22 protein-coding genes are annotated in these 22,209 nt (G+C 69.9%); 4 read left to right on the top strand and 18 right to left on the bottom strand.

All coding sequences use genetic code 11. The features are described from left to right. The 14 genes from fliQ to AC07U4_RS10615 all read right to left on the bottom strand — a co-directional run bounded on the left by fliQ (window position 1) and on the right by AC07U4_RS10615 (window position 12,939). Window positions 1–270 carry a flagellar biosynthesis protein FliQ gene (fliQ, locus tag AC07U4_RS10550; RefSeq protein WP_038664029.1) on the bottom strand — a complete coding sequence of 90 codons (270 nt, stop codon included), beginning with the start codon at window positions 268–270 and terminating at the stop codon, window positions 1–3. Between the two features lie 156 nt (window positions 271–426). Continuing rightward, window positions 427–1,311: a flagellar type III secretion system pore protein FliP gene (gene fliP, locus AC07U4_RS10555; RefSeq protein WP_038664026.1), complete on the bottom strand. Its 885-nt coding sequence runs from the start codon at window positions 1,309–1,311 to the stop codon at window positions 427–429. After that, window positions 1,308–1,562: a flagellar biosynthetic protein FliO gene (locus AC07U4_RS10560; RefSeq protein ID WP_038664023.1), complete on the bottom strand. Its 255-nt coding sequence runs from the start codon at window positions 1,560–1,562 to the stop codon at window positions 1,308–1,310. The genes fliP and AC07U4_RS10560 overlap by 4 nt, the downstream gene beginning before the upstream one ends. Window positions 1,563–1,572: 10 nt before the next feature. Next, on the bottom strand, window positions 1,573–1,875 hold the full coding sequence (gene fliN, locus AC07U4_RS10565; RefSeq protein WP_038664020.1) for a flagellar motor switch protein FliN: 303 nt from the start codon (window positions 1,873–1,875) through the stop codon (window positions 1,573–1,575). Next, window positions 1,872–2,810: a flagellar motor switch protein FliM gene (locus AC07U4_RS10570; protein WP_495195381.1), complete on the bottom strand. Its 939-nt coding sequence runs from the start codon at window positions 2,808–2,810 to the stop codon at window positions 1,872–1,874. Before AC07U4_RS10570 ends, fliN begins: the two co-directional genes overlap by 4 nt. Window positions 2,811–2,814: 4 nt before the next feature. After that, window positions 2,815–3,432, bottom strand: coding sequence for a flagellar basal body-associated FliL family protein (locus AC07U4_RS10575; RefSeq protein ID WP_038664014.1), 618 nt, complete (start codon window positions 3,430–3,432; stop codon window positions 2,815–2,817). A 20-nt stretch (window positions 3,433–3,452) separates the two neighbouring features. Beyond that, on the bottom strand, window positions 3,453–6,017 hold the full coding sequence (locus AC07U4_RS10580) for a flagellar hook-length control protein FliK (protein WP_495195382.1): 2,565 nt from the start codon (window positions 6,015–6,017) through the stop codon (window positions 3,453–3,455). 35 nt (window positions 6,018–6,052) lie between these two features. Continuing rightward, window positions 6,053–6,484, bottom strand: coding sequence for a hypothetical protein (locus AC07U4_RS10585; protein ID WP_495195383.1), 432 nt, complete (start codon window positions 6,482–6,484; stop codon window positions 6,053–6,055). Further along, window positions 6,477–7,805, bottom strand: coding sequence for a FliI/YscN family ATPase (locus AC07U4_RS10590; protein ID WP_038664005.1), 1,329 nt, complete (start codon window positions 7,803–7,805; stop codon window positions 6,477–6,479). The genes AC07U4_RS10585 and AC07U4_RS10590 overlap by 8 nt, the downstream gene beginning before the upstream one ends. Then, a complete protein-coding gene (locus tag AC07U4_RS10595) occupies window positions 7,799–8,560 on the bottom strand; it encodes a FliH/SctL family protein (RefSeq protein ID WP_038664002.1) in 762 nt (253 codons plus the stop codon). Before AC07U4_RS10595 ends, AC07U4_RS10590 begins: the two co-directional genes overlap by 7 nt. Then, a complete protein-coding gene (fliG, locus tag AC07U4_RS10600) occupies window positions 8,553–9,575 on the bottom strand; it encodes a flagellar motor switch protein FliG (protein ID WP_283214460.1) in 1,023 nt (340 codons plus the stop codon). Before fliG ends, AC07U4_RS10595 begins: the two co-directional genes overlap by 8 nt. Next, window positions 9,572–11,251, bottom strand: a complete 1,680-nt coding sequence (fliF, locus tag AC07U4_RS10605) for a flagellar basal-body MS-ring/collar protein FliF (RefSeq protein WP_137899279.1) — start codon at window positions 11,249–11,251, stop codon at window positions 9,572–9,574. Before fliF ends, fliG begins: the two co-directional genes overlap by 4 nt. Window positions 11,252–11,254: 3 nt before the next feature. Continuing rightward, window positions 11,255–11,614, bottom strand: coding sequence for a flagellar hook-basal body complex protein FliE (fliE, locus tag AC07U4_RS10610; RefSeq protein WP_038663991.1), 360 nt, complete (start codon window positions 11,612–11,614; stop codon window positions 11,255–11,257). Next, the gene (locus AC07U4_RS10615; protein ID WP_495179477.1) at window positions 11,611–12,939 is read right to left on the bottom strand and encodes a sigma-54 interaction domain-containing protein; all 1,329 of its coding nucleotides are present in this window, start codon (window positions 12,937–12,939) and stop codon (window positions 11,611–11,613) included. The genes fliE and AC07U4_RS10615 overlap by 4 nt, the downstream gene beginning before the upstream one ends. A 270-nt stretch (window positions 12,940–13,209) precedes the next feature. Between AC07U4_RS10615 and AC07U4_RS10620 the strand changes: the two genes are divergently transcribed. Further along, complete coding sequence (locus tag AC07U4_RS10620; RefSeq protein ID WP_038663983.1) at window positions 13,210–14,235, top strand: flagellin N-terminal helical domain-containing protein; 1,026 nt, start codon at window positions 13,210–13,212, stop codon at window positions 14,233–14,235. Window positions 14,236–14,372: 137 nt separating this feature from the next. Here the strand turns inward: AC07U4_RS10620 and AC07U4_RS10625 are convergent, their stop codons facing one another. Then, window positions 14,373–15,296, bottom strand: a complete 924-nt coding sequence (locus AC07U4_RS10625; protein ID WP_495195384.1) for an L-threonylcarbamoyladenylate synthase — start codon at window positions 15,294–15,296, stop codon at window positions 14,373–14,375. Window positions 15,297–15,332: 36 nt separating this feature from the next. Between AC07U4_RS10625 and AC07U4_RS10630 the strand changes: the two genes are divergently transcribed. Together AC07U4_RS10630 and AC07U4_RS10635 are read left to right on the top strand one after the other, a co-directional pair. Continuing rightward, window positions 15,333–17,051, top strand: a complete 1,719-nt coding sequence (locus tag AC07U4_RS10630; RefSeq protein WP_495195385.1) for an acyl-CoA dehydrogenase family protein — start codon at window positions 15,333–15,335, stop codon at window positions 17,049–17,051. A gap of 162 nt (window positions 17,052–17,213) precedes the next feature. Then, window positions 17,214–18,032, top strand: a complete 819-nt coding sequence (locus tag AC07U4_RS10635) for an arylamine N-acetyltransferase family protein (protein ID WP_495195386.1) — start codon at window positions 17,214–17,216, stop codon at window positions 18,030–18,032. Window positions 18,033–18,161: 129 nt separating this feature from the next. Here AC07U4_RS10635 and AC07U4_RS10640 read toward each other — a convergent pair whose 3' ends face one another. Both AC07U4_RS10640 and AC07U4_RS10645 read right to left on the bottom strand, forming a co-directional pair. Continuing rightward, window positions 18,162–18,518 (bottom strand): GntR family transcriptional regulator, encoded by a 357-nt coding sequence (locus AC07U4_RS10640; RefSeq protein ID WP_038663973.1) that lies wholly within the window; start codon window positions 18,516–18,518, stop codon window positions 18,162–18,164. Window positions 18,519–18,568: 50 nt separating this feature from the next. Beyond that, entirely contained in the window at window positions 18,569–19,147 is a 579-nt protein-coding gene (locus AC07U4_RS10645; protein ID WP_495195387.1) for a nitroreductase family protein, read from the bottom strand. A 117-nt stretch (window positions 19,148–19,264) separates the two neighbouring features. Here AC07U4_RS10645 and AC07U4_RS10650 point away from each other — a divergent pair, with 117 nt between their 5' ends. Next, window positions 19,265–20,857 carry a peptide MFS transporter gene (locus AC07U4_RS10650; protein ID WP_495195388.1) on the top strand — a complete coding sequence of 531 codons (1,593 nt, stop codon included), beginning with the start codon at window positions 19,265–19,267 and terminating at the stop codon, window positions 20,855–20,857. Between the two features lie 126 nt (window positions 20,858–20,983). On the opposite strand, the gene AC07U4_RS10655 is transcribed toward AC07U4_RS10650, so the two are convergent. Next, on the bottom strand, window positions 20,984–22,204 hold the full coding sequence (locus AC07U4_RS10655; RefSeq protein WP_038663964.1) for a dicarboxylate/amino acid:cation symporter: 1,221 nt from the start codon (window positions 22,202–22,204) through the stop codon (window positions 20,984–20,986). Window positions 22,205–22,209: the final 5 nt, after the last annotated feature.

Here is a 22,209-nt window from a genome sequence, read left to right on the forward strand (position 1 = left end):
CTACTTCACCAGATCCGGGATGCGCTCGAACATGCCGACGGTGAAATCGGTGAGCAGGCCGAGGATCAGGCTGCCGAAGATCATGATCGAGAAGGCGACGACGACGAGCTTGGGGACGAAGCTCAGCGTCTGTTCGTTGATCGACGTTGCCGCCTGGATCATGCCGAGGATCAGGCCGGCGAGCAGCGCCGGGATCAGGATCGGCGCGCTGGCCAGCGCCAGCACCCACATCGTCTGGTTGGCGACGGTGAGGAAATAATCAGCGTCCATTGGGAAATCCCGAAGCGACGGTGGCGACATCCGCACCGTTCGTGCTGAGCCTGTCGAAGCACCCGTGTCCCATGTCCCCTTCGACGCCGCCTGCGGCGTCGCTCAGGATAGGCTTCGACAGGCTCAGGGCGACCGGGCGGGGGTGGATGGGCGCGGTCATGTCGCGAACGAATTGGCGAGGCTGCCCATGGTCAGCGCCCAGCCGTCGACCAGCACGAACAGCAGCAGCTTGAACGGCAGCGAGATGATCGTCGGCGACAGCATCGCCATGCCGAGCGCCATCAGCACCGTCGCGACGACGAGGTCGATGACGATGAACGGCAGGAACATCAGGAAGCCGATCTGGAAAGCGGTCTTCAGCTCCGAGGTGACGAACGCGGGCAGCAGCACGGCGAAGGGAATGTCGGTGGGCGCGGCATAGGGGCCGGACTTCGCCATGTCGGCGAACATCGTCACGTCCTTAATCCGCGTCTGCTTGACCATGAAGGCGTGGAGCGGCGCGCCGGCGCGCTCGATCATCTGCGTGCCGGCGAGCTGGCCGGCGGCATAGGGCTGGATCGCCTGCGTGTTCATCTGGCTGATCGTCGGCGCCATGATGAACAGCGACAGGAACAGGGCGAGGCCGATCAGCACCTGATTGGGCGGCGTCTGTTGCAGCCCGAGCGCCTGGCGCAGGACCGCGAGGACGATGACGATGCGGGTGAAGCTGGTCATCATCAGCAGGATGCCGGGCAGGATCGTCAGCAGGCCCATGATGATGAGGACCTGAAGCGACAGCGACAGCGGCGCCGACTGCGTACCGCCCGAGGCGGCGCCCGAACTCAATTGCCCCAGCGCGCGGTCGACCGCGTCGCCGACGCCGGGCGCCGGCGCGGCGGGCGTGGCTTGCGCGAAGGCGGGCATCGCGATCAGCAGCGCGAGTGCGATCGCGAGGATCGCCCACAGCCATTTGTGCGCACGGTCGCGGCCACCACGGCGCGACGGGCGTGCGGGCCGGATCAGCGCGGGGCCATGGCCGTTGCGGGTGACGGTGATGCTCACTGGTCCACCTTGTCGATCAGCGTGACGCCGCCGCGACCGACCGAGACGAGCAGCCGCTTGCCTTCGAAATCGAGCACCGCGAGCCGCAGGCCCGGCGAGATCATCATCGTTTCCTTGATCGCGATCAGCCGGTTGGGCGCCTTGCCCGGCATCCGCGTCTCGAGCTTGCGCCAGGCGTAGAGACAGCCGATCATCAGGCCGCAGACGAGCGGCAGCAGGATGACGAGCTTGAGGATATAGGACCAGAGCATGGGTCTGCCTTCAGCCGCGCGAGGGAGCGGATTTGTCGGGAGTGACCAGCTCGGTCATCCGCACGCCGAAGCGGTCGCCGACGGTGACGACCTCGCCGCGGCCGATCAGCGTGCCGTTGACGAAGACGTCGAGCAGTTCGTTGGCCTGCCGGTCGAGCTCGATCACGCTTGATTCGCCGAGCGCGAGCAATTCGCGCAGCGTGAGCTGGGTGGAGCCGATCTCCACGGTCAGCTTGACGTCGACGTCCTGGAGCAGCCGGAAGTTGGCGGCCACCCCCGCATCGAGCGGGAAGCCGCCGGTCATATCGTTCATGCGTCAGGTCCTTCGTCGTCGAATCGGGCAATGGAGGTAAGGCGGACGGCGGCATGGCCGTTCGAGGTGCCGACGGTGCCCTTGCCGAGGCAGTCGCTGCCGACCATCACCGGCACTTCCGGGCCGAAGCTGATCGGGATCACGTCGCCCGGCTTGAGGTTCATCAGCATCGACAGCGGCACCACCGGCTCGGCGAGCACCGAGCGGATCGGGAAGCGGACGTTCATCGCGGCGCGGGTCAGCGACGTGCGCCAGGCGGGGTCCGCCTCCTGCTTGTCGAGCACCTTGCCGGTCAGCGTCGGCGCATGCGGCTTGAGCGCGGTCACCGGGTAGAGCAGGTCGATGAAGACGGGCTTGTCGTCCCCCGCGGCGAGGCCGAAGCGGGTGACGATCATCGCATCGTCGCTGTCGGTGGCGAGCATCGCGGCGTTGATCTCGACGCGCGTCGGGGTGAAGTCCATCCGCGCCAGCGGCTCCCAGGCGGAGCGCAGCGGGCCGGTGATCGCGGCGCCGATCTTGCCGACGATCGCCTCGGCGGCGGGCGAGAATTCGGCCGGCACCACCGCGGGCGCGGCGCCGGTGCCGCCGAAGAACAGGTCGAGCATCTCCAGCACGAAGACGCCGTCGAGCACGCACAGGCCGGTCGCGCCCTGCGGCGACATGATCAGCGGCAGCCACGCGGTCAGCCCGTCGGCCCGCTCCGTGCGATAGTCGCCGAAACGCTGGACGACGAGCGGCTCGGCCCAGGCGCGCACCTCGCGCCGCAGCAACGGCTCGAACACGCCGCGCAACGCCCGCGCGAGCCGCGCGGACAGATGCTGCAGCGTGTGCAGGTCGCCGAACGGATTGAGCTTGGTCTCGCCGAGCCGCGCCGCATGCGCGGCGGGGCGGCGTTCCCTTGCCCGTCGTTCGGAGGTTTCTGCGGCATTAACCATGGGCTCACTGAACAACGAAATTGGTAAAGTAGACGTTACTGATGCCGCCGAATCCTTCTTTTTGTTCGAGAGTCGCGTTGATCGCCTTGGCGATCCGCTGCTGCATCTGCAGCTTGCCGGCGGAGCTGAACACCTGCTCCTCGGGCGTGTCGCCGAGCGTGAGCAGCACCGCCGAGCGGACGGCGATGTCGTTGGTCTTCAGATTCTCGATGACCGTATCGTCATAGGGGGTCGAGACGGCGATGCCGACCTGGATGACGTGCACCGAATCCTGCAGGTTGGAGGTGAATTGCGGGTCCATCGCGTAATAATTGGAGGCATATTTGTCGCCGTCGCCGCCCGACGGCGTGTGCTTGCCGCCGCTCGACGCCGCTTCGCCGCCGCCATGGCCCTCGCCACCTTCGCCGCCCGCGGCGGGGCGCTTCTGTTCGGACTTGGGGATCAGCTTGGGGCCGTGCTCCTCGGGCGCCGCGGCATGGCCGCCGCCGATCAGGCCGCTGCTCGCCGCATAGACGCCGGCGCCGACGCCGCCGCCGACCAGCACGATCAGCGCGATCACCATGATCAGAATCTTCTTCATCCCGCCCTTCTTCTTGGGGGCGTCTTCGGGTTTGTCGCTCATCGTCTCGGATCCTCAGAATGTCAGGCGACGCGGCCGTCGGCGGCGGCGTCGGTGTGGGGGGAGGGCGCCCGCGGCGGCGAGGCCGGCTGGCGCGCGGAGGTCTGGTTCTGGCGCGGCTGCTGCTGCTGGCCGGTCTGCGCCTGATTGGCTTGCGGCTGACCGCTCGTGCTCTGGCCGGCGGACTGGCTGGTGGACTGGCCTTGGGACGACTGGCTTTGGGACGACTGGCTTTGGGACGACTGGCCCTGCGGCTGACCCGTGTTCGTCTGGCTGGCCGGCGCCGCCTCGACCACGGTCTGGCCGATGCGCAGGCCGCGTTCCTCGGCGATCGCGGCAAGGCGTGGCTGCGCATCCTCGATCAGCGTCCGCGTCGTCGCGTCGGCGGCGGCGAAGCGGACGTGGATCGCGTCGCCGACCGTCTTCACTGCGATGTCGATCACGCCGAGCGCATCGGGGACGAGGCGGATGCGCGTGTCGGTGGCATTGGCCGCATCGCGCAGCGTCTCGATATGGTCGATCATCGCCGCCGGCCAGCCGTTCTGGCGCAGGTCGAGCGTCGGCTGCGAATCGACGACGGCATTGCCACCGACGACCGGCGTGAGCGCGGGTGCCGCGGTCGGCGCCAGCTCGACCGGCTCGGCGGCGCGGCGCTCGTCGGCACCGGCGGCGGCGTGGATCGCGGCGCCGAACACCTGCGAGGCCGGCGCGGTCGTGCCCGCGGGCGGTTGCGGCAGCGCCGCCGCCTGCGGGCGCAGCGCGACCGTCTGACGGACCGTGCCGCCGACCTCCCGCACGAACGCGCGCGGCTGGGGTGCCGGGGTGGCAGGCGCGGGACCGGCTATCACGGGCGCGCCGGCGACCGCGACCGGCGCTGCCGCTGCGATGACGGGGGGCGCGACCGCGGTTGGTATTGCGGCGGGCGCGGGCGCGGTCGCGGTCGCGGGCACCGGCGCAGCGACCGTCGGTTGCGTAGCGGGGGTGACCGGGGTGGCATCTGCCGGCGTGGCCGCCGCGAGGGTGGAGGGCGGCGGGACGTTGGCGGTAGCGGCGGTCGATGCGACCGGTGAGGAGAGCGGCGCGGTGACGGTCGTGACCGGTGCGGTCGCGACCGCAGCACGATTGACGGTCATGGTCGGCGGGGCCGGGTCCAAGGCCGTTTGCGGGACCGGTGTCGTCGTCTGACGTTGTGCGGGCCGCGCCTGCGTCGTCGCCGGGCTGACGGTAGCGCCGCCACCCGGCTGCGACCGCGCGATCTGCACCGGCGCTGCGACCGGCGCCATCGCCCCGGTCACTGGCGCCGCGGATGCAGGCGGCGGAGCGGTGTCGGCAACGCGCTGTGCCACGACCGGCGGGGCATCGTCCGAGCGCTTTGCCGGCGGCGGTGACGCTGTGGCTTGATCGATCACCGGCTTCGGCGCGGAGGGCGTCGGTGCAGTTGTCGGCGCCGCCGGTACGGGCGAGCTCATCGGTGCCGTGACAGGGACGGACGCTTCCGTCTGTGGGGTCGATGCGGCGTCGCGTGCGGCGACCTGCGGCATCGCCGACGGGGTCATGGGGGCCGCCGCCGTCGTTTTGGTGGCCAGCGCGACGCGGCGGGCCGGCTGCGGCTGTTCCGCGACGACCGGCGTCGGCGGCGGTGTGGGCGCCGGCGCGGCCTGGGCGATCACCACGGCGTCCGGCTGCGGCAAGGCCGGCGTGTCGACGGCCACCGGGACGGCGGCCTCGTCACCCTGATTGCTGGCGGATACGGGGGCCTCGTCCGGTTCGGGCAGAGTCGGCATGACCGGTTCGGCGAGACGCGGTGCGGCGGTGCGTGTGCCCCGCGCCGGCGCTTCGGCCCTGCCGACGCTGCGCTTCGTGGGAGCGTCGGGCGTAACGACGACGGCATCCGCACCCGGCACCGTTTGTGGAGCGTCGCCGACTTGCGGTGCGACCGATGTCATCACCGGGACGGTCGTGACCACCGGTGCACTATCGGGTGCCGGTGCGGCAGCCGTCATCGCGGCGGCCGGTGTCGGCTGACGTTCAACCGTCTTGGCGGCCGAACGCGTGGCCGTATCGGGCTGCCGCGCCGGGATATCCGGGGTCGCCGGCGCCGCCGGCGAGTCGACCGGTGCGGTTGCGATCGGCAGCGGATCGGCCGGCGCGACGGCCGCATCGGGTACGGTCGCCGCGAGCACCATTACCGATGCGCCGTTGTTCGCCACCGGCCGGACGGGCCGCGGCGTGGGCATCGCAATCTCGGCCACCGGTACGGCGGCAAGCGCCGGCGGCACGTCGAGTGGCGCAGGCACGGGAATGTCGACCGCCGCCAGCCACGCGAGCGCCGGATCGACCCGCGCCGGCACCGCCTCGGTCGGCAGCGGCATGCCGGGAGCGGCAAAGCCTTGCCGGCCGGTCTCGATCGGCGCCACCGGTCCGGTCATCGGTACGGGGGCGGCCGCCGTGGCGGGCAAGGCCGCCCCATCCGCCTCTCCGCCCACCGCCAGCATCGACAGAGCGAACATCTCGCCGCCGGCCGGCGACGCGCCCTTGCCCGGCAGGCCGGGGGCGATCGTGGCGACGGCAGTGGCGGGGGTGATCATCGGGGCAATCTCGTCGAGAGGGTGTCCCGCTGCGATCAGCAAGGATCGTGCCGTTTTGCTTTCAGCGGCGAAACGGGCGGCGTTTCCTCCAGCGCACGCATCTCGGCGACCGCGGCGGCGCGGCGTGCCCGCTCGAGCAGTTTCTCGATCGCGCTCTGATCGCGCTTGGCGGACCGGGTCGCCTCGGTGGCGCGGTTGACGAACGTTTCGGCGGACTGGAGCCGCGCCTGTGCTGCCGCCGACGATTGGTGCAGACGGTCGCGGAAATGCGCCTGTGCGCCCATTGCCGCGGCGCTGGCGCGCGTGTCCGGCGTCGGCGACACCGCATCGGCGAGCGCCTGGATGCGGCGGGCGAGATGCTCCTCGCTGGCGAACTTCTCGTGCGCGCGCACCTCGTCGGCACGGGTCAGGCCGAGCTGGAGCGTGCGCACGCGATGGATGCGCGCGAGTTTCCTGGCGTCAGGCACCGAACACGCCGGTCAGCTCGCCGATCGCATCACCGAGCGAGACGATCTCGTCCGACCCCTGTTTGATATATTCCATCACCGCCGGATGCGCAGCGATCGCCGCGTCGATCGCCGGATCGGCACCGGGGCGATAGGCGCCCATCAGCACCAAGTCGCGATTCTCCTCATAGGTCGCGAGATGGCGGCGCAGCACGCGTGCGGCATGGATGTGATCGGCATGCGCGATGTCGGTCATCACGCGGCTGACCGAGGGGCCGATGTCGATCGCCGGATAGACGCCGCGCTCGGCGAGATGGCGGTTGAGCACGATATGGCCGTCGAGGATCGAGCGCGCCGAATCGACGACCGGATCGTTGCCGTCGTCGCCGTCGGCGAGCACGGTGTAGATCGCGGTGATCGAGCCGCCGGTGCGCACGTCGGTGCCGGCGCGTTCGATGAGGTTGGGCAGCATGGCGATCGCCGACGGCGGATAGCCGCGCGCGGAGGCGGGCTCGCCCAGCGCCAGCCCGATCTCGCGGCCGGCGTGGGCGACGCGGGTGAGGCTGTCCATGATCAGCAGCACCTTCTTGCCTTCGTTGCGGAAGGCTTCGGCGATCGCGGTGGCGCGCAGCGCGCCGCGGATGCGCAGCACCGGCGAATGGTTCGCTGGCACCGCGACGACGACCGAGCGCTGGCGCGCGGCACCGGCGACCTTGGTCTCGAGGAAGTCGGCGACCTCGCGGCTGCGCTCGCCGATCAGGCCGATGACGATCACGTCCGCCTGCGCGGCGCGAACCATCATGCCGAGCAGCACCGACTTGCCGACGCCCGAGCCGGCCATGATGCCGACGCGCTGGCCCTGGCCGATCGTCAGCAGCCCGTTGATCGCGCGCACGCCGACGTCCATCGGTTCGAGCACGCGGCCACGGTCGAGCGGCGATTGCAGCTTGCCGGCGAGCGGCCATTTGCCCGCGCCGCGGATCGGGCCGAGCCCGTCGATCGGCCGTCCCGCGCCGTCGACGACGCGGCCGAGCATCGCCGCGCCGACCTCCGCCTCGCCGGGCGCGCCGATCGGGCGTACCGGCGCGCGCGGCAGCAGGGCGGCGGGGCCGCCGAGGTTCATCAGCAGCGTCCGGCCGTTGCGGAAGCCGATCACCTCCGCCTCGACCTTGGCGTCACCATGGCCGCCGATCTCGCAGATCGTGCCGACGGGCAGCGACAGGCCGACCGCCTCCATCAGCAACCCGTCGTAGGACGAGAGCCGCCCCGACACCTTGGGCGTCGGGCGGAAGTCGGCGGCGGCGAGCGTTTCGAGGTAATCGGCGGTGAAGCGGTTCAACACCCGCGCTCCTCCAGCGTCGGCACGGGCACGCGGTCGATCGCCTCGGCGAGCTGGCCGAGCCACAATTCGGGGCCGTCCTCGACCAGCGTCGAGGCGCTTTCGAGCACGAAGCTGCCGCGCGTCAGCGAGGCGTCGCCGGCGGCGAAGATCGTCTTGGGCAGCGATCCCTCGACCAGCGGCAGGTCGTCGGGATGGAGCCGCAGCAGTGCCGATTCGCCGGCCTCCGCCAGCAGCTCCGCCGCCGCCTCGATCCGGGCGTTGAGCACCGCGGGGGCGACGCCGCATTCGCCGACCAGTTTGTTGACCAGCAGCAGCACCGTCTGGCGCAATTGCCCGGCGATATGGTCGCGGTCGAGCTGGTGGCCGTTGGCGAGCGCCGCGGCGAGCTGGGTGAGCAGCGCGCGGTCGCGGTCGCCGGAGGCGCGCGCGGCGGCGGCGGCGGCGGCCAGTCCCTCGGCATAGCCGGCGGCGTGCGCGGTCTCGACCGGGTCGATGAAGCCGCTCGGCTCCGCCTCGGTGTCGAGCGGGTCCCAGCCGCGCGTCGGCTTGTCGCCGCCGGGGTCGGCGGGGCTGAAGTGGCGCGGGCCGCTGCGCGGCTCGGGTGCCGGCGCGGCGGCGGCAGCGCCGCCCATCGTGCGTTCCAGCGTCGCCCACATCTCGCGCGGCGAAAAGCCGGCGGGGGGCGCGAAGGCGGCCTGCAACAGATGCGCGGCGGTGTCGTGGCGTGCGGCGAAACCCGCGACGAAGTCAGACATAATCGTCGTCGCCTGCGCCCATCATGATCGTGCCGTCCTTGGCGAGGTTGCGGGCGATGCCGATCATCGCCTTCTGCGCCTCCAGCACCTCGGCGAGCTTCATCGGCCCGCGTGCCTCCATCTCGTCGCGGATGCCGTCGGCGGCACGCGCCGACATGCAGCCGAGGAAGCGGTTGCGCGCCGTCTCGTCGACACCCTTGAGCGCGCGCGACAGGATGTCGCCGTCGACGTTGCGGATGAGCGTGCCGAGATTCTTGTCGTCCATGTCGAGCAGATTGTCGAAGACGAACATCGCCTCCTCGATCGCCTTGGCGACGTCCTTGTCGATCTTGAACAATTTCGGCAGCACCCGCTGTTCGGTCGCCTTGCGCGCGCCCTGCAGGATCTTCGCCGCCTCGCGCGTGCCGCCCAGCGACAGGCCGCTCGCCGAGCCGCCGCCGCCGCTGCCGCCGCGCCGGTTGGCGAGCACCGTCTTCAGCGTGTCGATCGCATCGGCGTTGATCGGTCCCAGCCGTGCGATACGGTGGAGGATATCGGGCTGCACCGCGTCGGGCAGCAGTTCGAGCACCTGGCCACCGACCGCGGGATCGAGGTTGGCGATCATCACCGCGGCGATCTGCGGATGCTCCTTCTCGATCATCTGCGCGATCTCGCTGGCGTCGAGCCAGTCGAGCAATTCGAGTTCGCACGCCGCCTCGGGCGGGGTGATGCGGGCGAGGACGCTCTCCGCCTTTTCGGCGCCGAGCGCACGGTTCATCACCGCCTCGATCCGCGGGCGCGGTTCGAAGGTGACGCCGGTGCGCTCGCGCGCCTTGCCGACGAAATCGTCGAGCACGTCCTCCATCTCCTGTTCGGAAACGTCGGCGACCGCGAACATCGCCGAGCCGAGCTGGCGCACCTCCTCGGGATCGAGCTTTTGGAGGATGGCCGCGGCCTCGTCCTCGCCGACCAGCATCATCAGCACCGCGGCGCGTTCGACGCCGGTATAGGTGCGGGCAGGGGCAACGGTGCTCACTTGGCGTCGGCCTTGATCATGTCGCGGATCGCCAGCGCGGCACGCGCCGGATTGTCGCGAGTGAAGCCGCGGACTGCGCCGATCCGGTCGTCGACCGTCTGCGACGCCTCGAGCCGGTCGAGGCTGACCGCCTCGTGCACGGTGATGCCGTCGGTCTCGCCGCCGACCGGCGTGGCGCCCGGACCGGCGAGCGCCGGCGTGGCATCCTCGCGCTTCTTCATCAGCCCCTTGGCGAGCGGACGCACGCCGAGCAGCAGGACGAGCAGCGCGATCAGGATCGCGGTACCGTTGCGGGCGAGCACCGGCAGCCAGGCATTGTCGTACCAGGCCGGGCCATCGGCATCGGCAGAGGTTTCGGCGAACTTGCGGCTGATCACCGTCACCTGGTCCTGGCGTGCCTGGTCGAAGCCGACCGCGCTCTTCACCAGATCGGTGATCTGGCCGATCTCCATCGCGGTGCGCCGCGTCTTGTCGGGATCGCGCAGCAGCACCGCGACCGACAGCCGCTTGACCGAACCGGGGGCCTGACGCGTCACCGACACTTCCTTGCCGAGGTCGTAGGCGCGCTGGAAGCTGTCGCTCTGCTTGTTGGGATTGGGGGCGGGGCCACCGGCGACCGGTGTCGGCGCCGCGGCGGGTGCACCGCTCGCACCATTGGCGGGCTGCGGCGTCTGCAACTGGCTGGCGGGTGGCGGCGTGTTGGACAGCGCACCGGGGATGCCGCCGGGCGTCGCCGGACCGTTCGCCTGATTGCCGACCCAATTGCCCGTCTCGGCGCGCAGCGTGCCGGCCTTGTCGTAGGTCTCGCGGGTCGCCTGCGTCTGGTCGAGGTTGATGTCGGCCTGCACCTCGGCGGTGAAATTGCCCGCGCCGACCAGCGGGGTGAGCAACTGGACGAGCTGCTGACGCACCTTGTCCTCGGTCTTGCGCTGCATCTCCAGCCGCGCGTCATTGTCGCCGTCGACGCCGCCGGCGCCGGGCTTGGACAGCAAGGCGCCCATCTGGTCGACGATCGTGACGCTCTCGGGCTTCATTCCCGGCACCGACGAGGCGACGAGGTTGACGATCGACTGGACCTGCGCCTGGCTGAGCGCACGGCCGCCCTGCAATTTGACCACGACCGACGCCGATGGCGCGGCATTGTCGCGCACGAACACCGACGCTTCGGGCATCGCGAGATGGACGCGCGCCTCGGCGACCGCGTCGATATCCTCGATCGAACGGGCGAGTTCGGTCTCGCGCGCCTGGCGCAGCCGTTCGCCTTCGACCGCGCGGCTGACGCCCATCGGCAATTGGTCGAGGATCGCGTACCCGCCCGGCGCCTGCTTGGGCAGGCCCTGGCCGGCGAGCAGCATCCGCGCCTTGCTGAACTGGTCCTCGTTGACCGTCAGCGCGCCGGTGCCTTCGTCGATCTTGCTGGTGATATTGGCCTGCGTCAGCGCGCTGGTCACCGCTTGCTTGTCGGCGTCGGTCAGGCCGGTGAACAGCGTCTTCTGCGTCGGCGTCGCGAAGGTCATCCAGGCGAGCGCGGCGGCGCCGATCAGCGCGACGAGCATCGCCATCGGCAGGCTGCGCCGCACCGCGGGTTGGGCGAGCACGCCCTTGATCTGCAAGAGCGGGTTGGCGAACTTCTCGGGCAGCGCCGAGGGCGAGGCGGGGGCGAGGGCAGTGCTCATCGATTACACCGGCATGCTCATGATGTCCTTGTAAGCGGACAGCAATTTGTTGCGGACTTGCAGCGTCGCCTCGAATCCGACCGAGGCCTGCTGGCGGGCCAGCATGACCTTGGCGATGTCGACCGTCTCACCGCGTTCGTAGCTTTCGGACAGCGCCGAGGCCTTGTTCTGGCCGGCGTTGACGTCCTTCAGCGCGTCCTGCAGCGTGTCGGCGAAGCTGGTCGGCTTCGTCGCACCCGCGGGGGCGGCGCCGTCGGTCGCGCTGGCGCGGCTCAGCGCCTGGTTGCGTTCGAGGATTTGCGCGCGCAGCTGCATCACGCGGTCGACGCTCATCGCGCCGCCCACTCCGGCCACGCCGCTCATGCCGACGCCGCCATGCTGAGCGGACGGGCCAGGTCGTTACCCTGTTCGCGTGCCTTGGCGAGGCGATAGCGCAGCGTGCGTTCGGAGATGCCGAGCCGGCGCGCGGTCTCGATCCGGCTGCCGCCGCACGCCGCCAGCGTCTCGCGGATCGCCTGGAATTCGCTCATCTGCACGACGTTGCCCAAGGTGGCGGGCTCGCTCGCGGCCGCTGCTGCCGGCGCGGCGGCGGGCGCCTGCGGGAACAGCTGCGTGACCGGGGCGGGTTCGCGGTGGAAGGTGAAGCTGACCGGACGGTCGAACACGATGTGGCTGGCGTCGATCGTGTCGCCGCCGGCGAACAGCAGCGCGCGCTGGATCACGTTCTCCAGTTCGCGGACGTTGCCCGGCCAGTCGTGGGCGACCAGCGTCTCGACCGCCTCGGCGGTCGGCCACGGCACGACCGCGCGGGTGCCGGCATGGCGCAGGATCATCGTCGCGGCGAGCGCCGGAATGTCCTGCGGGCGCTCGGCGAGCGGCTTGGTCGACAGCGGGAAGACCGACAGGCGGTAATAGAGATCGGCGCGGAAGCGACCGGCGGCGACTTCGCCCTGCAGGTCGCGGTTGGCGCAGGCGATGACGCGCACGTCGATCGCCTGCGGCACCGAGGCGCCGATCGGCACCACCTCGCGCTCCTGCAGCACGCGCAGCAGCTTGGCCTGCAGTTGCAGCGGCATCTCGGCGATCTCGTCGAGCAGGATGGTGCCACCGTCGGCGGCGCGGAAGAAGCCTTCGCCGCCCGACGAGGCGCCGGTGAACGCGCCCTTCTGGTGACCGAACAGCAGCGCCTCCAGCATCGTCTCGGGCAGCGCGGCGCAATTGATCGCGATGAACGGGCCGTTGCGGCGCGGCGACTGGTTGTGGATCGCGCGGGCGAGCACTTCCTTGCCGGTGCCGGTCGGGCCGTTGATCAGCACGGTGATGTCCGCCTGCGCGACGCGCTCGGCGAGCGCCAGCAGCGCGAGGCTTTCGGGATCGGCGGCGGTCGGCATCTCGGCACCGGCGACGAGCGCGCGGGCGAAGCCGTTGCCGACCGCGGCATCCGCCGGCCCGAAGGCGATGCGTGCCGGATTGCCGTTGCGCGACGGCAGCACGTGGCGGCCTTCGCTGCCGATGATGACCGAGCGTGCCGGCGCCGGCGGCGCCTCGCCCTCGGCGATCAGGAACAGATCCGCCGCACCGGGCTGCCCGGTCTCGTACGAGCCGAGACCGAAGCCCTGCGCACGCAGGCTGGAGACGAGCGGATAGTGACGCTGCAACACCGCAGCGGAAGAGAAAATCGAACGCATTGCTATCCCCCAAGGACGAGCTCTCCAATGCGGGTTCCAGAGTAAATGCCGGATTAAAATTTGTTCCTGACCGGCAAAATTTTTCCGGGCGCGACGCGCGCGTGCCGCTCGCGCGTCTACGCGCGCGTGTACGCATGCGAGGGCCGAGCAAAATCGCGGCGGCCGAATTTTTCCGCTAAATCCCCGTCGGGACTGGCCGTTCTCTCATTTGGCGGCTCGGCCCTCCGCTCTGGGGGCGGCGGGGAGCGCCGCAGCTTTTGGAGACATCTCATGACCGTCATCGGTACCAACATCGCGTCGATGCGTTCCGCGAACGCCAACACCACCGCCAATGCCCAGCTGTCGAGCGCCATGGAGCGCCTGTCGACCGGCAAGCGGATCAACTCGGCCAAGGACGACGCCGCCGGCCTCGCCATCTCGACCTCGATGGGTGCGCAGGTTCGCGGCATGAACCAGGCGATCCGCAACTCGAACGACGGCATTGCCCTGGCGCAGACCGCCGACGGCGCGCTCGGCGAAGTCACCAACATCCTGCAGCGGATGCGCGAACTGGCCGTCCAGTCGGCGTCGGGCACCTATCAGGCCGACGACCGCTCGAACATGAAGACCGAAGTCGCCGAACTGCAGAAGCAGCTGACCAACATCGCCGGCACGAAGTTCAACGGCGTCAGCCTGTTCGACTCGGCGAACGACAAGACCGTGACGATCCAGGCCGGTGCGGGCTCGACCGATCAGGTCGACCTGAAGATCAGCAAGCTCGACATGGCGTCGGTAAGCGGTGTGGCGGGTGCCACGGTCGCTGCCGGTCTGGCGACCGTCGCCGCCGGTCCGCTGGTCGGCACCAGCCGCGTCATCACCGCGGAAGACGTCGCTTACGGCGGCAAGACGGGTGGCGGCGCCACCGCGCTGACCTCGACCGACATCGGCACGTCGAAGACGCTCGCCGCCGGCGACAAATATTACACCCCGGCGACCACCGGCGACAACACCGGCGGTATCGACATCAGCTCGGCGGCGGGCGCCAAGACCGCGATCGACACGATCGACGCCGTGCAGAAGTCGGTCAACACGACCCGCGCCTCGATCGGTGCCGGCCAGAGCCGTCTGACCTCGGTGGTCAACAACCTGACCACCAACGTCACCAACCTGACGTCGGCGAAGAGCCAGATCGAGGACGCCGACTTCTCGGCCGAAACGACCGCCCTCGCCAAGGCGCAGATCCTCAGCCAGGCGTCGACCGCGATGCTCTCGCAGGCCAACCAGAGCCAGCAGGGCGTGCTGAAGCTGCTCCAGTAAGCCGCTTACCGGCGCTGGCGCCGCCCCCCAAGGGCATCAGCGCCGACCAAGCTCGCCCCCCAAGGACGAGCGAAGCCAGAACCCCGGTGGTCCGCCACCGGGGTTTTCGGCCGTGTTGGGCCCCTCTATCCGTCTTCCTACCGGTGCGCCGCGCGGCCCAGCCGATCGTTGATCGCCTCGCCCAGCCCGTCCAGCGGCACCGGTGCCACGGCGATGCCGGTGCGATCGCTGGCATCGGCGCGATGCAGCGCGTCGAAGAGCCGCGCCGCCGCTTCGCGCAGGTCGCCGGACGCCGACAGCGTGTCGTCCCCCGCTATCGCGCCGAACCCGATCAGCCACTCGCCCGGCTGCGCCGCCGCCGCATCCAGCCGCAGCGGTTTGCGCGGTGCATAATGGGTCGCGAGCTGCCCCGGCGCGGTGATCGCAGACTCCTTTATATAGGGGGTCGTCGCGAACGGCAGGTCGGCGGCGGTGATCGGCCCCGGCCGTAGGACCGTCCGACCGGCGATAATCGTCGATTCGAGCCCCGCCTCGGTCGCGCCGTCGTCGAGGATCAGCGGCACCCGCGTACCCAGACTGGCCGCGACATGGCTCGCACGCGTCGGACTGATGCCGTTGCTCGCATTGGCGGACGGCGCGGCGAGCGGTCGGCCCGCCGCGGCGATCAGCCCCTGCATCGCGCGATGCCGCGGCACCCGGATCGCCACCGTCGTCAGGCCGGCGGTGACCAGCGACGCGATCGGCGCGCCGTCGCGCAGCGGCAGCACCAGCGTCAGCGGCCCCGGCCAGAACAACGTCGCCAGCATTCGCGCATCGTCATCGAACATCGCAAGCCGTTCGGCGGCGGCGAGATCGGCAACATGGACGATCAGCGGATTGAAGCTCGGCCGCCCCTTGGCGGCATAGATGCCCGCGACCGCATCGGCGTTGCCGGCATCGGCGGCGAGGCCATAGACCGTCTCGGTCGGCACCGCGACGCATTCGCCGCGGGTGATTCGCGCGGCGGCCTCGGCGAGCGCAGCCATGCCGTAGGGTAAGATGCGCGGGTTTGGATCGGCCATCCGTCCGGCCTATATCGTGCGCAATCCCAGGAGAGAATGATGTCCTTTACCGCAGCCGTGGCCGACCAGCGTTTCGTACTCGAGCATGTCGTCCGCATCGGCGAACTCGCCGCGACCGAGCGTTTCGCCGCCGCCAGCCCGGACGTGGTCGACGCGGTGCTCGAAGGCGTCGGTCAGTTTGCGAGCGGCGAATGGGCGCCGCTCAATCGCGAGGGCGACACGGTCGGCGCGAAATGGTCGCCCGACGGCGTCCACATGCCGGCGAGTTTCATCAAGGCATATAAGGAGTATGTCGAGGGTGGCTGGGGCACGATCGGCGTGCCCGAGGATTTCGGCGGCCAGGGCCTGCCCTTCGCGATCCAGACCGCGGTGCTCGACACGCTCGGCTCGGCCAATATGGGCTTCGCGCTCTGCCCGACGCTGACCGTCGGCGCGATCGAGGCGCTGATCCACCACGGCAGCCCCGAGCAACAGGCGCTGTATCTGCCCCACCTCGCCACCGGCGACTGGACCGGCACGATGAACCTCACCGAGCCACAGGCGGGCAGCGACGTCGGCGCGCTCCGCGCCACGGCGAAACCGCTCGGCGACGGCAAATGGTCGATCAAGGGCACCAAGATCTACATTTCGTTCGGCGACCACGACATGGCGGACAATATCGTCCACCTCGTCCTCGCCCGCACTCCCGATGCGCCCGCCGGCACGCGCGGCATCAGCCTGTTCCTCGTGCCGAAGTTCCGGTTGAACGACGACGGCACGCCGGGCGACTTCAACGACGTCCGCGTCGTCTCGATCGAGCACAAGATGGGGCTGCACGCCTCGCCGACCTGCGTGCTGAGCTTCGGCGATCATGACGATTGCGTCGGCGAGCTGATCGGCGCCGAACATGCCGGGATGCGCGCGATGTTCACGATGATGAACAACGCGCGGCTCAACGTCGGCCTGCAGGGCGTGCAGATCGCCGAGGGTGCGACGCAGAAGGCGGTCGGCTATGCGCTCGAACGCGTCCAGTCGGCGCGCGCGGGTTCGCCGAACAAGGAGGCGGTGCGGATCGTCGACCATCCCGACGTCCGCCGCATGCTGTTGCGGATGAAGGCGCAGACGCAGGCGGCGCGCGCGCTCGTCTATTATGCCGCGGGGCAGGTCGATCGCGCCGGGCTCGGCGACGGTGCGGCGAAGAACCGGCTCGAGGTCGTGACGCCGCTCGCCAAGGCGCACGGCACCGATATCGGCAACGAGGTGGCTTCGCTCGGCATTCAGGTCCACGGCGGCATGGGCTATGTCGAGGAGACCGGCGCCGCGCAATATTTCCGCGATGCCCGGATCACGCCGATCTACGAGGGCACCAACGGCATCCAAGCCGCCGATCTCGTCGGCCGCAAACTGGCACTCGACAATGGCGGCGCCTTCGCCGCGCTCGTCCGCGACATGCGCGCCGAGGCCGAGCATCCCGAACTGGTCGCGCTGATCGACGCGGTCGACGCGATCGCCCGCCGCCTCGCCACTGCGGATGCCGACGACAAGCTCGCCGCCAGCTATCCGTTCCTGACGATGACCTCGGTCGCGGTCTGCGGCTGGCTGATGGAACGCGAAGGTCGCCATGCGACGGGCGACGAGGAGTTCGCGATCGTGAAGCGTGCCGCGGTGCGCTTCTATCTCGACCAGATCGTCCCCGAGGCCCACGGCCTGAAGGCCGCGGCGACGGCGAGCGCCGAGGTGCTCTACGCCGTGCCGGCCGAGGCGTTCGCTGCCTGAAAAATCCTCCCCGGCACGGGGAGGGGAACCGCCCGGCGCAGCCGGGTGGTGGAGGGGGGGCTTCCCCGGACGCTATACCATGAGGAAGCCCCCCTCCGTCGCCGCTGCGCGGCGCCACCTTCCCGTGCCGGGGAGGATCAGGATTGCTTCCAAGGACCCATCATGTTCGACCTCGACGCCTATCTCGCCCGCATCGGTCTGCCCGCCCGTGTCACGCCCGACGCCGAGGGGCTCGGCCGGCTCCAGCGCGAACATCGCCTGTCGATCCCGTTTGAGAATCTCGACGTCCGCCTCGGCCGCGGTATCGCGATCGACGGCGATGCGGTCTTCGCCAAGCTCGTGACGGCCAAGCGCGGCGGCTATTGTTTCGAGCAGAACCGCCTGTTCATGGACGCGCTGATCGCGCTGGGCTTCGCCGTCCGGCCGCTGCTCGCGCGCGTCTGGCTCGGCGTCACCGACGCGCCGCCGCTCACCCATACGCTCAGTCTGGTGACGATCGACGGGCGCGCGTGGATCGCCGACGCCGGCTTCGGCGGCAGCTATGCGCCGGTGATGGCGCTCGCCGACGGCTGGGAAGCGGAGGCGCCCGACGGCGCCTGGTTCCGTCTCGACCGCCATGCCGAGCACGGCTGGATGCTCAGCCGCCGCGGCGATCCCGGCTCGACCGATGGCCGTGGCACCGGCGAGGGCTGGCAGCCGCAATATAGTTTCCACGAGACCGCGGTGTTCGACGCCGACCTCGCTCTGTCCAACCATTGGGCGTCGACCGCGCCGCAGAGCCGCTTCACCCAGCTTACCATCGCCAGCATCGTCCTGCCGCACGGCCTCGCCGGCCTCACCGACCGCCGCTACCACCGCCGCGCCGGCGACAACAGCAGCGTCGCGGAGATCACCGACCCGCGCGTCTATCGCATGCGCATGTCGCTGATGTTCGGCATCGACCTGACCACCGAAGAAGTTGAGAGTTTGGGGCTGTTCTGAAGAAGAGTGGATTCGCGCGAAGACGCGAAGACGCGGAGGTGGCTTGCCAGCCGCGCGTACGGTATATCACCACGCAGCTCGGAATATCGCGTCAGCCTGCGGCGCAAACTGTCGGCGCGAACACGCTTTTTATGCTTGCTCGCGCTCCAGCAGGTCGGCGGCGTCCAGTCCGAGCAGGTCGATATAACCCCGGATCCGCGGCCATTGTGTCTCGACGAACGCCGCGCGCTCCGCCGCGCGCAATTTCTCCGAGGCACCCGGCAGCACGAACATGCCGACGCCGCGGCGGACCTCGACGTAGCCGTCGTCCTGGAAGCTCTGATAGGCCTTGGCGACGGTCAGCGGATTGGCGCCATGTTCGGCGGCGAAGGCGCGTACCGAGGGAAGCTGGTCGCCGGCGCGATAGTCACCGCGCAGGATGCCCGCCGCGATGGTGCCGCGTAACCGGATGTAGACCGGGCTGTCCTCGTTGCTGAACGCTGTCATGCTGACTTAATACACCAACGGCGGAAAAGGTCCATAACAACCTGGCCGGACTATCCCATGTTGGGCCAGTGCGAGACGATCCGTGCCGGCTCCGGGCGGGGCCGTTCGTCGAGCGGCCGGCTCGGAGTGCCGATGAAGACGAAACCGGCGATCCGCTCGGGCGTCGCGCCCAGGCCGTCGCGCACCGCGTCCGAAAAGGTCGGCCATCCCGTCAACCAGCCCGCCGCGAAGCCCAGCGCATGCGCCGCGTGGAGCAGGTTCATCGTTGCCGCGCCGGCGGACAATTCCTGCTCCCACAACGGGATCGGACTTGCCGTCACCGGCGACGACAGCACCACGACCAGGGTCGGCGCCTGCCGCGCGAACTGGTCGAGCGCGTCGAGGTCGCCGCGCGGCGCCTGCGGCCGCTCGGCGCGATAGGCGTCGGCGAGCAGCCGCGACAGTGCGTCGCGATCGTCGATGACGACGAAGCGCCACGGCGCGAGCTTGCCGTGATCGGGGGTGCGCGCGGCGATGGCGAGCATCTGGTCGAGCTGGGCGGCGTCGGGGCCGGGGGCGACGAGGTCGCGCGGCTTGCCCGAGCGGCGGGTGGCGAGCAGCGAAAGCGGCGTGCTGGTGTCGTTGAACATGATGCCGCCTCATAGCGGGTGGCGGCGATGTTTACAGCAGGGGATCAGCCGTTAGGTTGCCGCGATCCGCCGCCCGGTCGGGCCGGCGCCATGAATGTGTTGGAGTTTGCAGACCTTATGGCCATCGCATCAGCGAGCGGGGGCGGCGTACCGGCCCACGCGCGCACCTTCCTCGGACACCCGCTCGGGCTGTTCCTGCTGTTCTTCGCGGAGATGTGGGAGCGATTCTCTTATTACGGCATGCGGGCGATCCTGGTCTTCTATTTGACCAAGCATTTCCTGTTCGGCGAACAGCCCGCCTTCGCGGTCTACGGCGCGTACACCGCGCTGATCTACGTCACGCCGATCATCGGCGGCTATATCGCCGACCGCTATCTCGGGCCGCGCAAGGCGGTGCTGGCGGGGGGCGTGTTCATCACCGTCGGCCATCTGATGATCGCCGCGGTCGAGGGGCCGGTCGGCATGCAGGGCAGTGCGCTCAACGGCTTCTATCTCGCGCTCGCCTTCATCATCGTCGGCACCGGCTTCCTGAAGGCCAATATCTCGGTGCTGGTTGGCAAGCTCTATCCGCGCGACGACACCCGTCGCGACGGCGCCTTCTCGATCTTCTACATGGGGATCAATACGGGCGCGTTCATCGGCCCGCTGCTGGTCGGCTATCTCGGCGAGCGGATGGGCTGGTCCTACGGCTTCGGCGCCGCCGGGATCGGCATGGCGCTGGGCCTGATCGTCTTCGTGCTGTTCCGCCGCGAATTGTACGACGTCGGCGAACCGCCGGTCGCGGGCGCGCTGCAGACCCGCACCCCGATCGGCCTGTCGATCGAATGGGCGATCTACGCCGGGGCGCTGGTCGCGGTCGCCTTGTCGTGGTGGCTGGTGCGCAACCAGGGCGCGGTCGGCGTCGTGCTGATCGCCGGATCGGTGTTCACCGTCGGCTATATCCTGCTCACCTCATTCCGCGCTTTGCCGAAGGTCGAGCGCCACCGGATCTTCGCCGCGCTGTTCCTCGTCGCGCTGTCGCCTTTGTTCTGGGCGCTGTTCGAACAGGCGGGCTCGTCGCTCAACCTCTATACCGATCAGTCGGTCGACCGGACGGTACTGGGCTGGGAAATGCCGGCGTCGTGGTTCCAGTCGGTCAATTCCTTCTTCATCATCACGCTCGCGCCCTTGTTCGGGCTGGTGTGGACCGCCATGGGCAAGCGCGGCATCGAACCCTCGGCGCCGTTCAAGTTCGGCATCGGCCTCGTGCTGGTCGGCGCGGGCTTCCTCGCGCTGATCCTCGGTGCGCCGGCGAGCGGCCTCACCCCTGCGATCTTCGTCATCCTGCTCTACATGCTGCATTCGATGGGCGAATTGTGCTTCTCGCCGATCGGCCTGTCGTCGATGACGCGGCTGTCGGTGGCGAGCATGACCGGGCTGATGATGGGGACCTGGTTTCTCGCCACCGCAGCGGGCAATTTCATCGCCGGACTGATCGCGCAGGCGACCGGCGGCGAGGGGGCCGGTCCGGCGCAGGTGCTGGAGGTCTACGGACGGATCGGCTGGTTCTCGATGGGTGTCGGCGTCGTCGTGCTGGTGCTCGCGCCGTTCGTGACGAAGCTGATGCATCTCGACACGATCGGCGACGATGCGCACGCGCTGGCGGGCGAGGCGGCGATCGGCGAACCTGCCGCAGCCGGCGTGAACACGCGCGACGAGCGGCGCCCCTGATCCTGCCCGGCACGGGGAGGGGACCGCCGCGTAGCGGTGGTGGAGGGGGCTCTCCGCCCAGCATACCGCCTGTGGAAGCCCCCCTCCACCAGCTGCGCTGGTCCCCCTCACCGCCAGCGGGGAGGATCAGTCGCGCTTCCCCACCACCCCGGTCACCGCGACGTCCATCGTCACGTTGCCGACGGTGCGGAACAGGTCCGGCACCGTCTCCACCGCGACGAGCAGCCCCAGCGCCTCGATCGGCACCCCCATCGCGAACGCCACCGGCGCGACGCTGGCGAAGAAGCTCACCGTTCCCGGCAGCGACACGGATCCCATGGTGGTGATCGCCGCGGTGGCGATCCCCGCGGCGAGCTGCCCCGGCCCGATCGGCACGCCGAGCCAATGCGCGACGTACAGCGCCACCGCGAGGTTCATCGCCGGACTCGTCGCGCGGAAGATCGCGACCGCCACCGGCAGCACGATCCCCGCCGTCGCCGGCGCCACGCCGATCTCGGCCGACCCCTTGAGCATCGCCGGCAGCGAGGCAAGCGAGCTTTGGGTACTGATCGCCACCGCCTGCGCCGGTGCCACCGCGCGCGCGAAGCGGCGCAGCGGCACGCCGCCGGCGAAGCGCGCCACCGGATAGGCAGCGAGCAATACGATCAGTCCGATCGCCGACACCATCACGATATAATGGATCAGCGCGCCGAACGCCGCCGCGCCGGTCCGCGCGCCGACGCCATAGGCGAGCGCGAAGATGCCGATCGGCGCCAGTTTCAACACCCAGCCGATGATGACCAGCATCGCGTCGGTGATCGCCTGGAACAGGTCGGTCAGCCGCTGCCGCGCCGCATCCTCCAACCGGGTGATCGCGAAGGCGAAGGCGAGCGTGAAGACGGTTAGCGGCAGGAAGGCGTCGCCCGATGCCGCCGCGACGACGTTGGTCGGCACGATCGTGGCGAAGAAATCGGCGAGCGTCGGCACCTTGCCGAGCGGCGCGGTCGCGGTCAGCGCGCTGCGCAGCGCGACCGACCACGCCTCGGGCAGCGGCCACAGATCGAGCAGCACCGGCATCACCATCGCCGACATCAGCGTCGTGCACCACAGGACGACGACGAACAGCACCACCGCGCGTCCGGCGATCCGCCCCGCCCGGGCCGCCTCGGCGGTGGCGGCGATGCCAGTCACCAGCAGCCCGACGATCAACGGCACGATCACCATCTGCAGGCCGTGCAGCCACGCCTCGCCGATCGGCTGGGTGACGCCGGTGACGCGCAGCGCCCAATCCTTGTCGAACGCCACCGCGGCGATACCGAGCGCGATGCCGGCGACGAGCGCCAGCAGGATACGGGTGGCTTGCGACATCGGGT

The sequence above is a fragment of the Sphingomonas sp. GW821-FHT02B09 genome (genome assembly GCF_059421875.1).

Bases quoted from the DNA above. Each gene is read 5' to 3' on its own strand.
- fliQ (WP_038664029.1), bottom strand. From the start codon at position 270: ATGGACGCTGATTATTTCCTCACCGTCGCCAACCAGACGATGTGGGTG.
- AC07U4_RS10560 (WP_038664023.1), bottom strand. From the start codon at position 1,562: ATGCTCTGGTCCTATATCCTCAAGCTCGTCATCCTGCTGCCGCTCGTC.
- fliN (WP_038664020.1), bottom strand. From the start codon at position 1,875: ATGAACGATATGACCGGCGGCTTCCCGCTCGATGCGGGGGTGGCCGCC.
- AC07U4_RS10570 (WP_495195381.1), bottom strand. From the start codon at position 2,810: ATGGTTAATGCCGCAGAAACCTCCGAACGACGGGCAAGGGAACGCCGC.
- AC07U4_RS10575 (WP_038664014.1), bottom strand. From the start codon at position 3,432: ATGAGCGACAAACCCGAAGACGCCCCCAAGAAGAAGGGCGGGATGAAG.
- AC07U4_RS10580 (WP_495195382.1), bottom strand. From the start codon at position 6,017: ATGATCACCCCCGCCACTGCCGTCGCCACGATCGCCCCCGGCCTGCCG.
- AC07U4_RS10595 (WP_038664002.1), bottom strand. From the start codon at position 8,560: ATGTCTGACTTCGTCGCGGGTTTCGCCGCACGCCACGACACCGCCGCG.
- fliF (WP_137899279.1), bottom strand. From the start codon at position 11,251: ATGAGCACTGCCCTCGCCCCCGCCTCGCCCTCGGCGCTGCCCGAGAAG.
- fliE (WP_038663991.1), bottom strand. From the start codon at position 11,614: ATGAGCGGCGTGGCCGGAGTGGGCGGCGCGATGAGCGTCGACCGCGTG.
- AC07U4_RS10615 (WP_495179477.1), bottom strand. From the start codon at position 12,939: ATGCGTTCGATTTTCTCTTCCGCTGCGGTGTTGCAGCGTCACTATCCG.
- AC07U4_RS10620 (WP_038663983.1), top strand. From the start codon at position 13,210: ATGACCGTCATCGGTACCAACATCGCGTCGATGCGTTCCGCGAACGCC.
- AC07U4_RS10625 (WP_495195384.1), bottom strand. From the start codon at position 15,296: ATGGCCGATCCAAACCCGCGCATCTTACCCTACGGCATGGCTGCGCTC.
- AC07U4_RS10630 (WP_495195385.1), top strand. From the start codon at position 15,333: ATGATGTCCTTTACCGCAGCCGTGGCCGACCAGCGTTTCGTACTCGAG.
- AC07U4_RS10635 (WP_495195386.1), top strand. From the start codon at position 17,214: ATGTTCGACCTCGACGCCTATCTCGCCCGCATCGGTCTGCCCGCCCGT.
- AC07U4_RS10640 (WP_038663973.1), bottom strand. From the start codon at position 18,518: ATGACAGCGTTCAGCAACGAGGACAGCCCGGTCTACATCCGGTTACGC.
- AC07U4_RS10645 (WP_495195387.1), bottom strand. From the start codon at position 19,147: ATGTTCAACGACACCAGCACGCCGCTTTCGCTGCTCGCCACCCGCCGC.
- AC07U4_RS10650 (WP_495195388.1), top strand. From the start codon at position 19,265: ATGGCCATCGCATCAGCGAGCGGGGGCGGCGTACCGGCCCACGCGCGC.
- AC07U4_RS10655 (WP_038663964.1), bottom strand. From the start codon at position 22,204: ATGTCGCAAGCCACCCGTATCCTGCTGGCGCTCGTCGCCGGCATCGCG.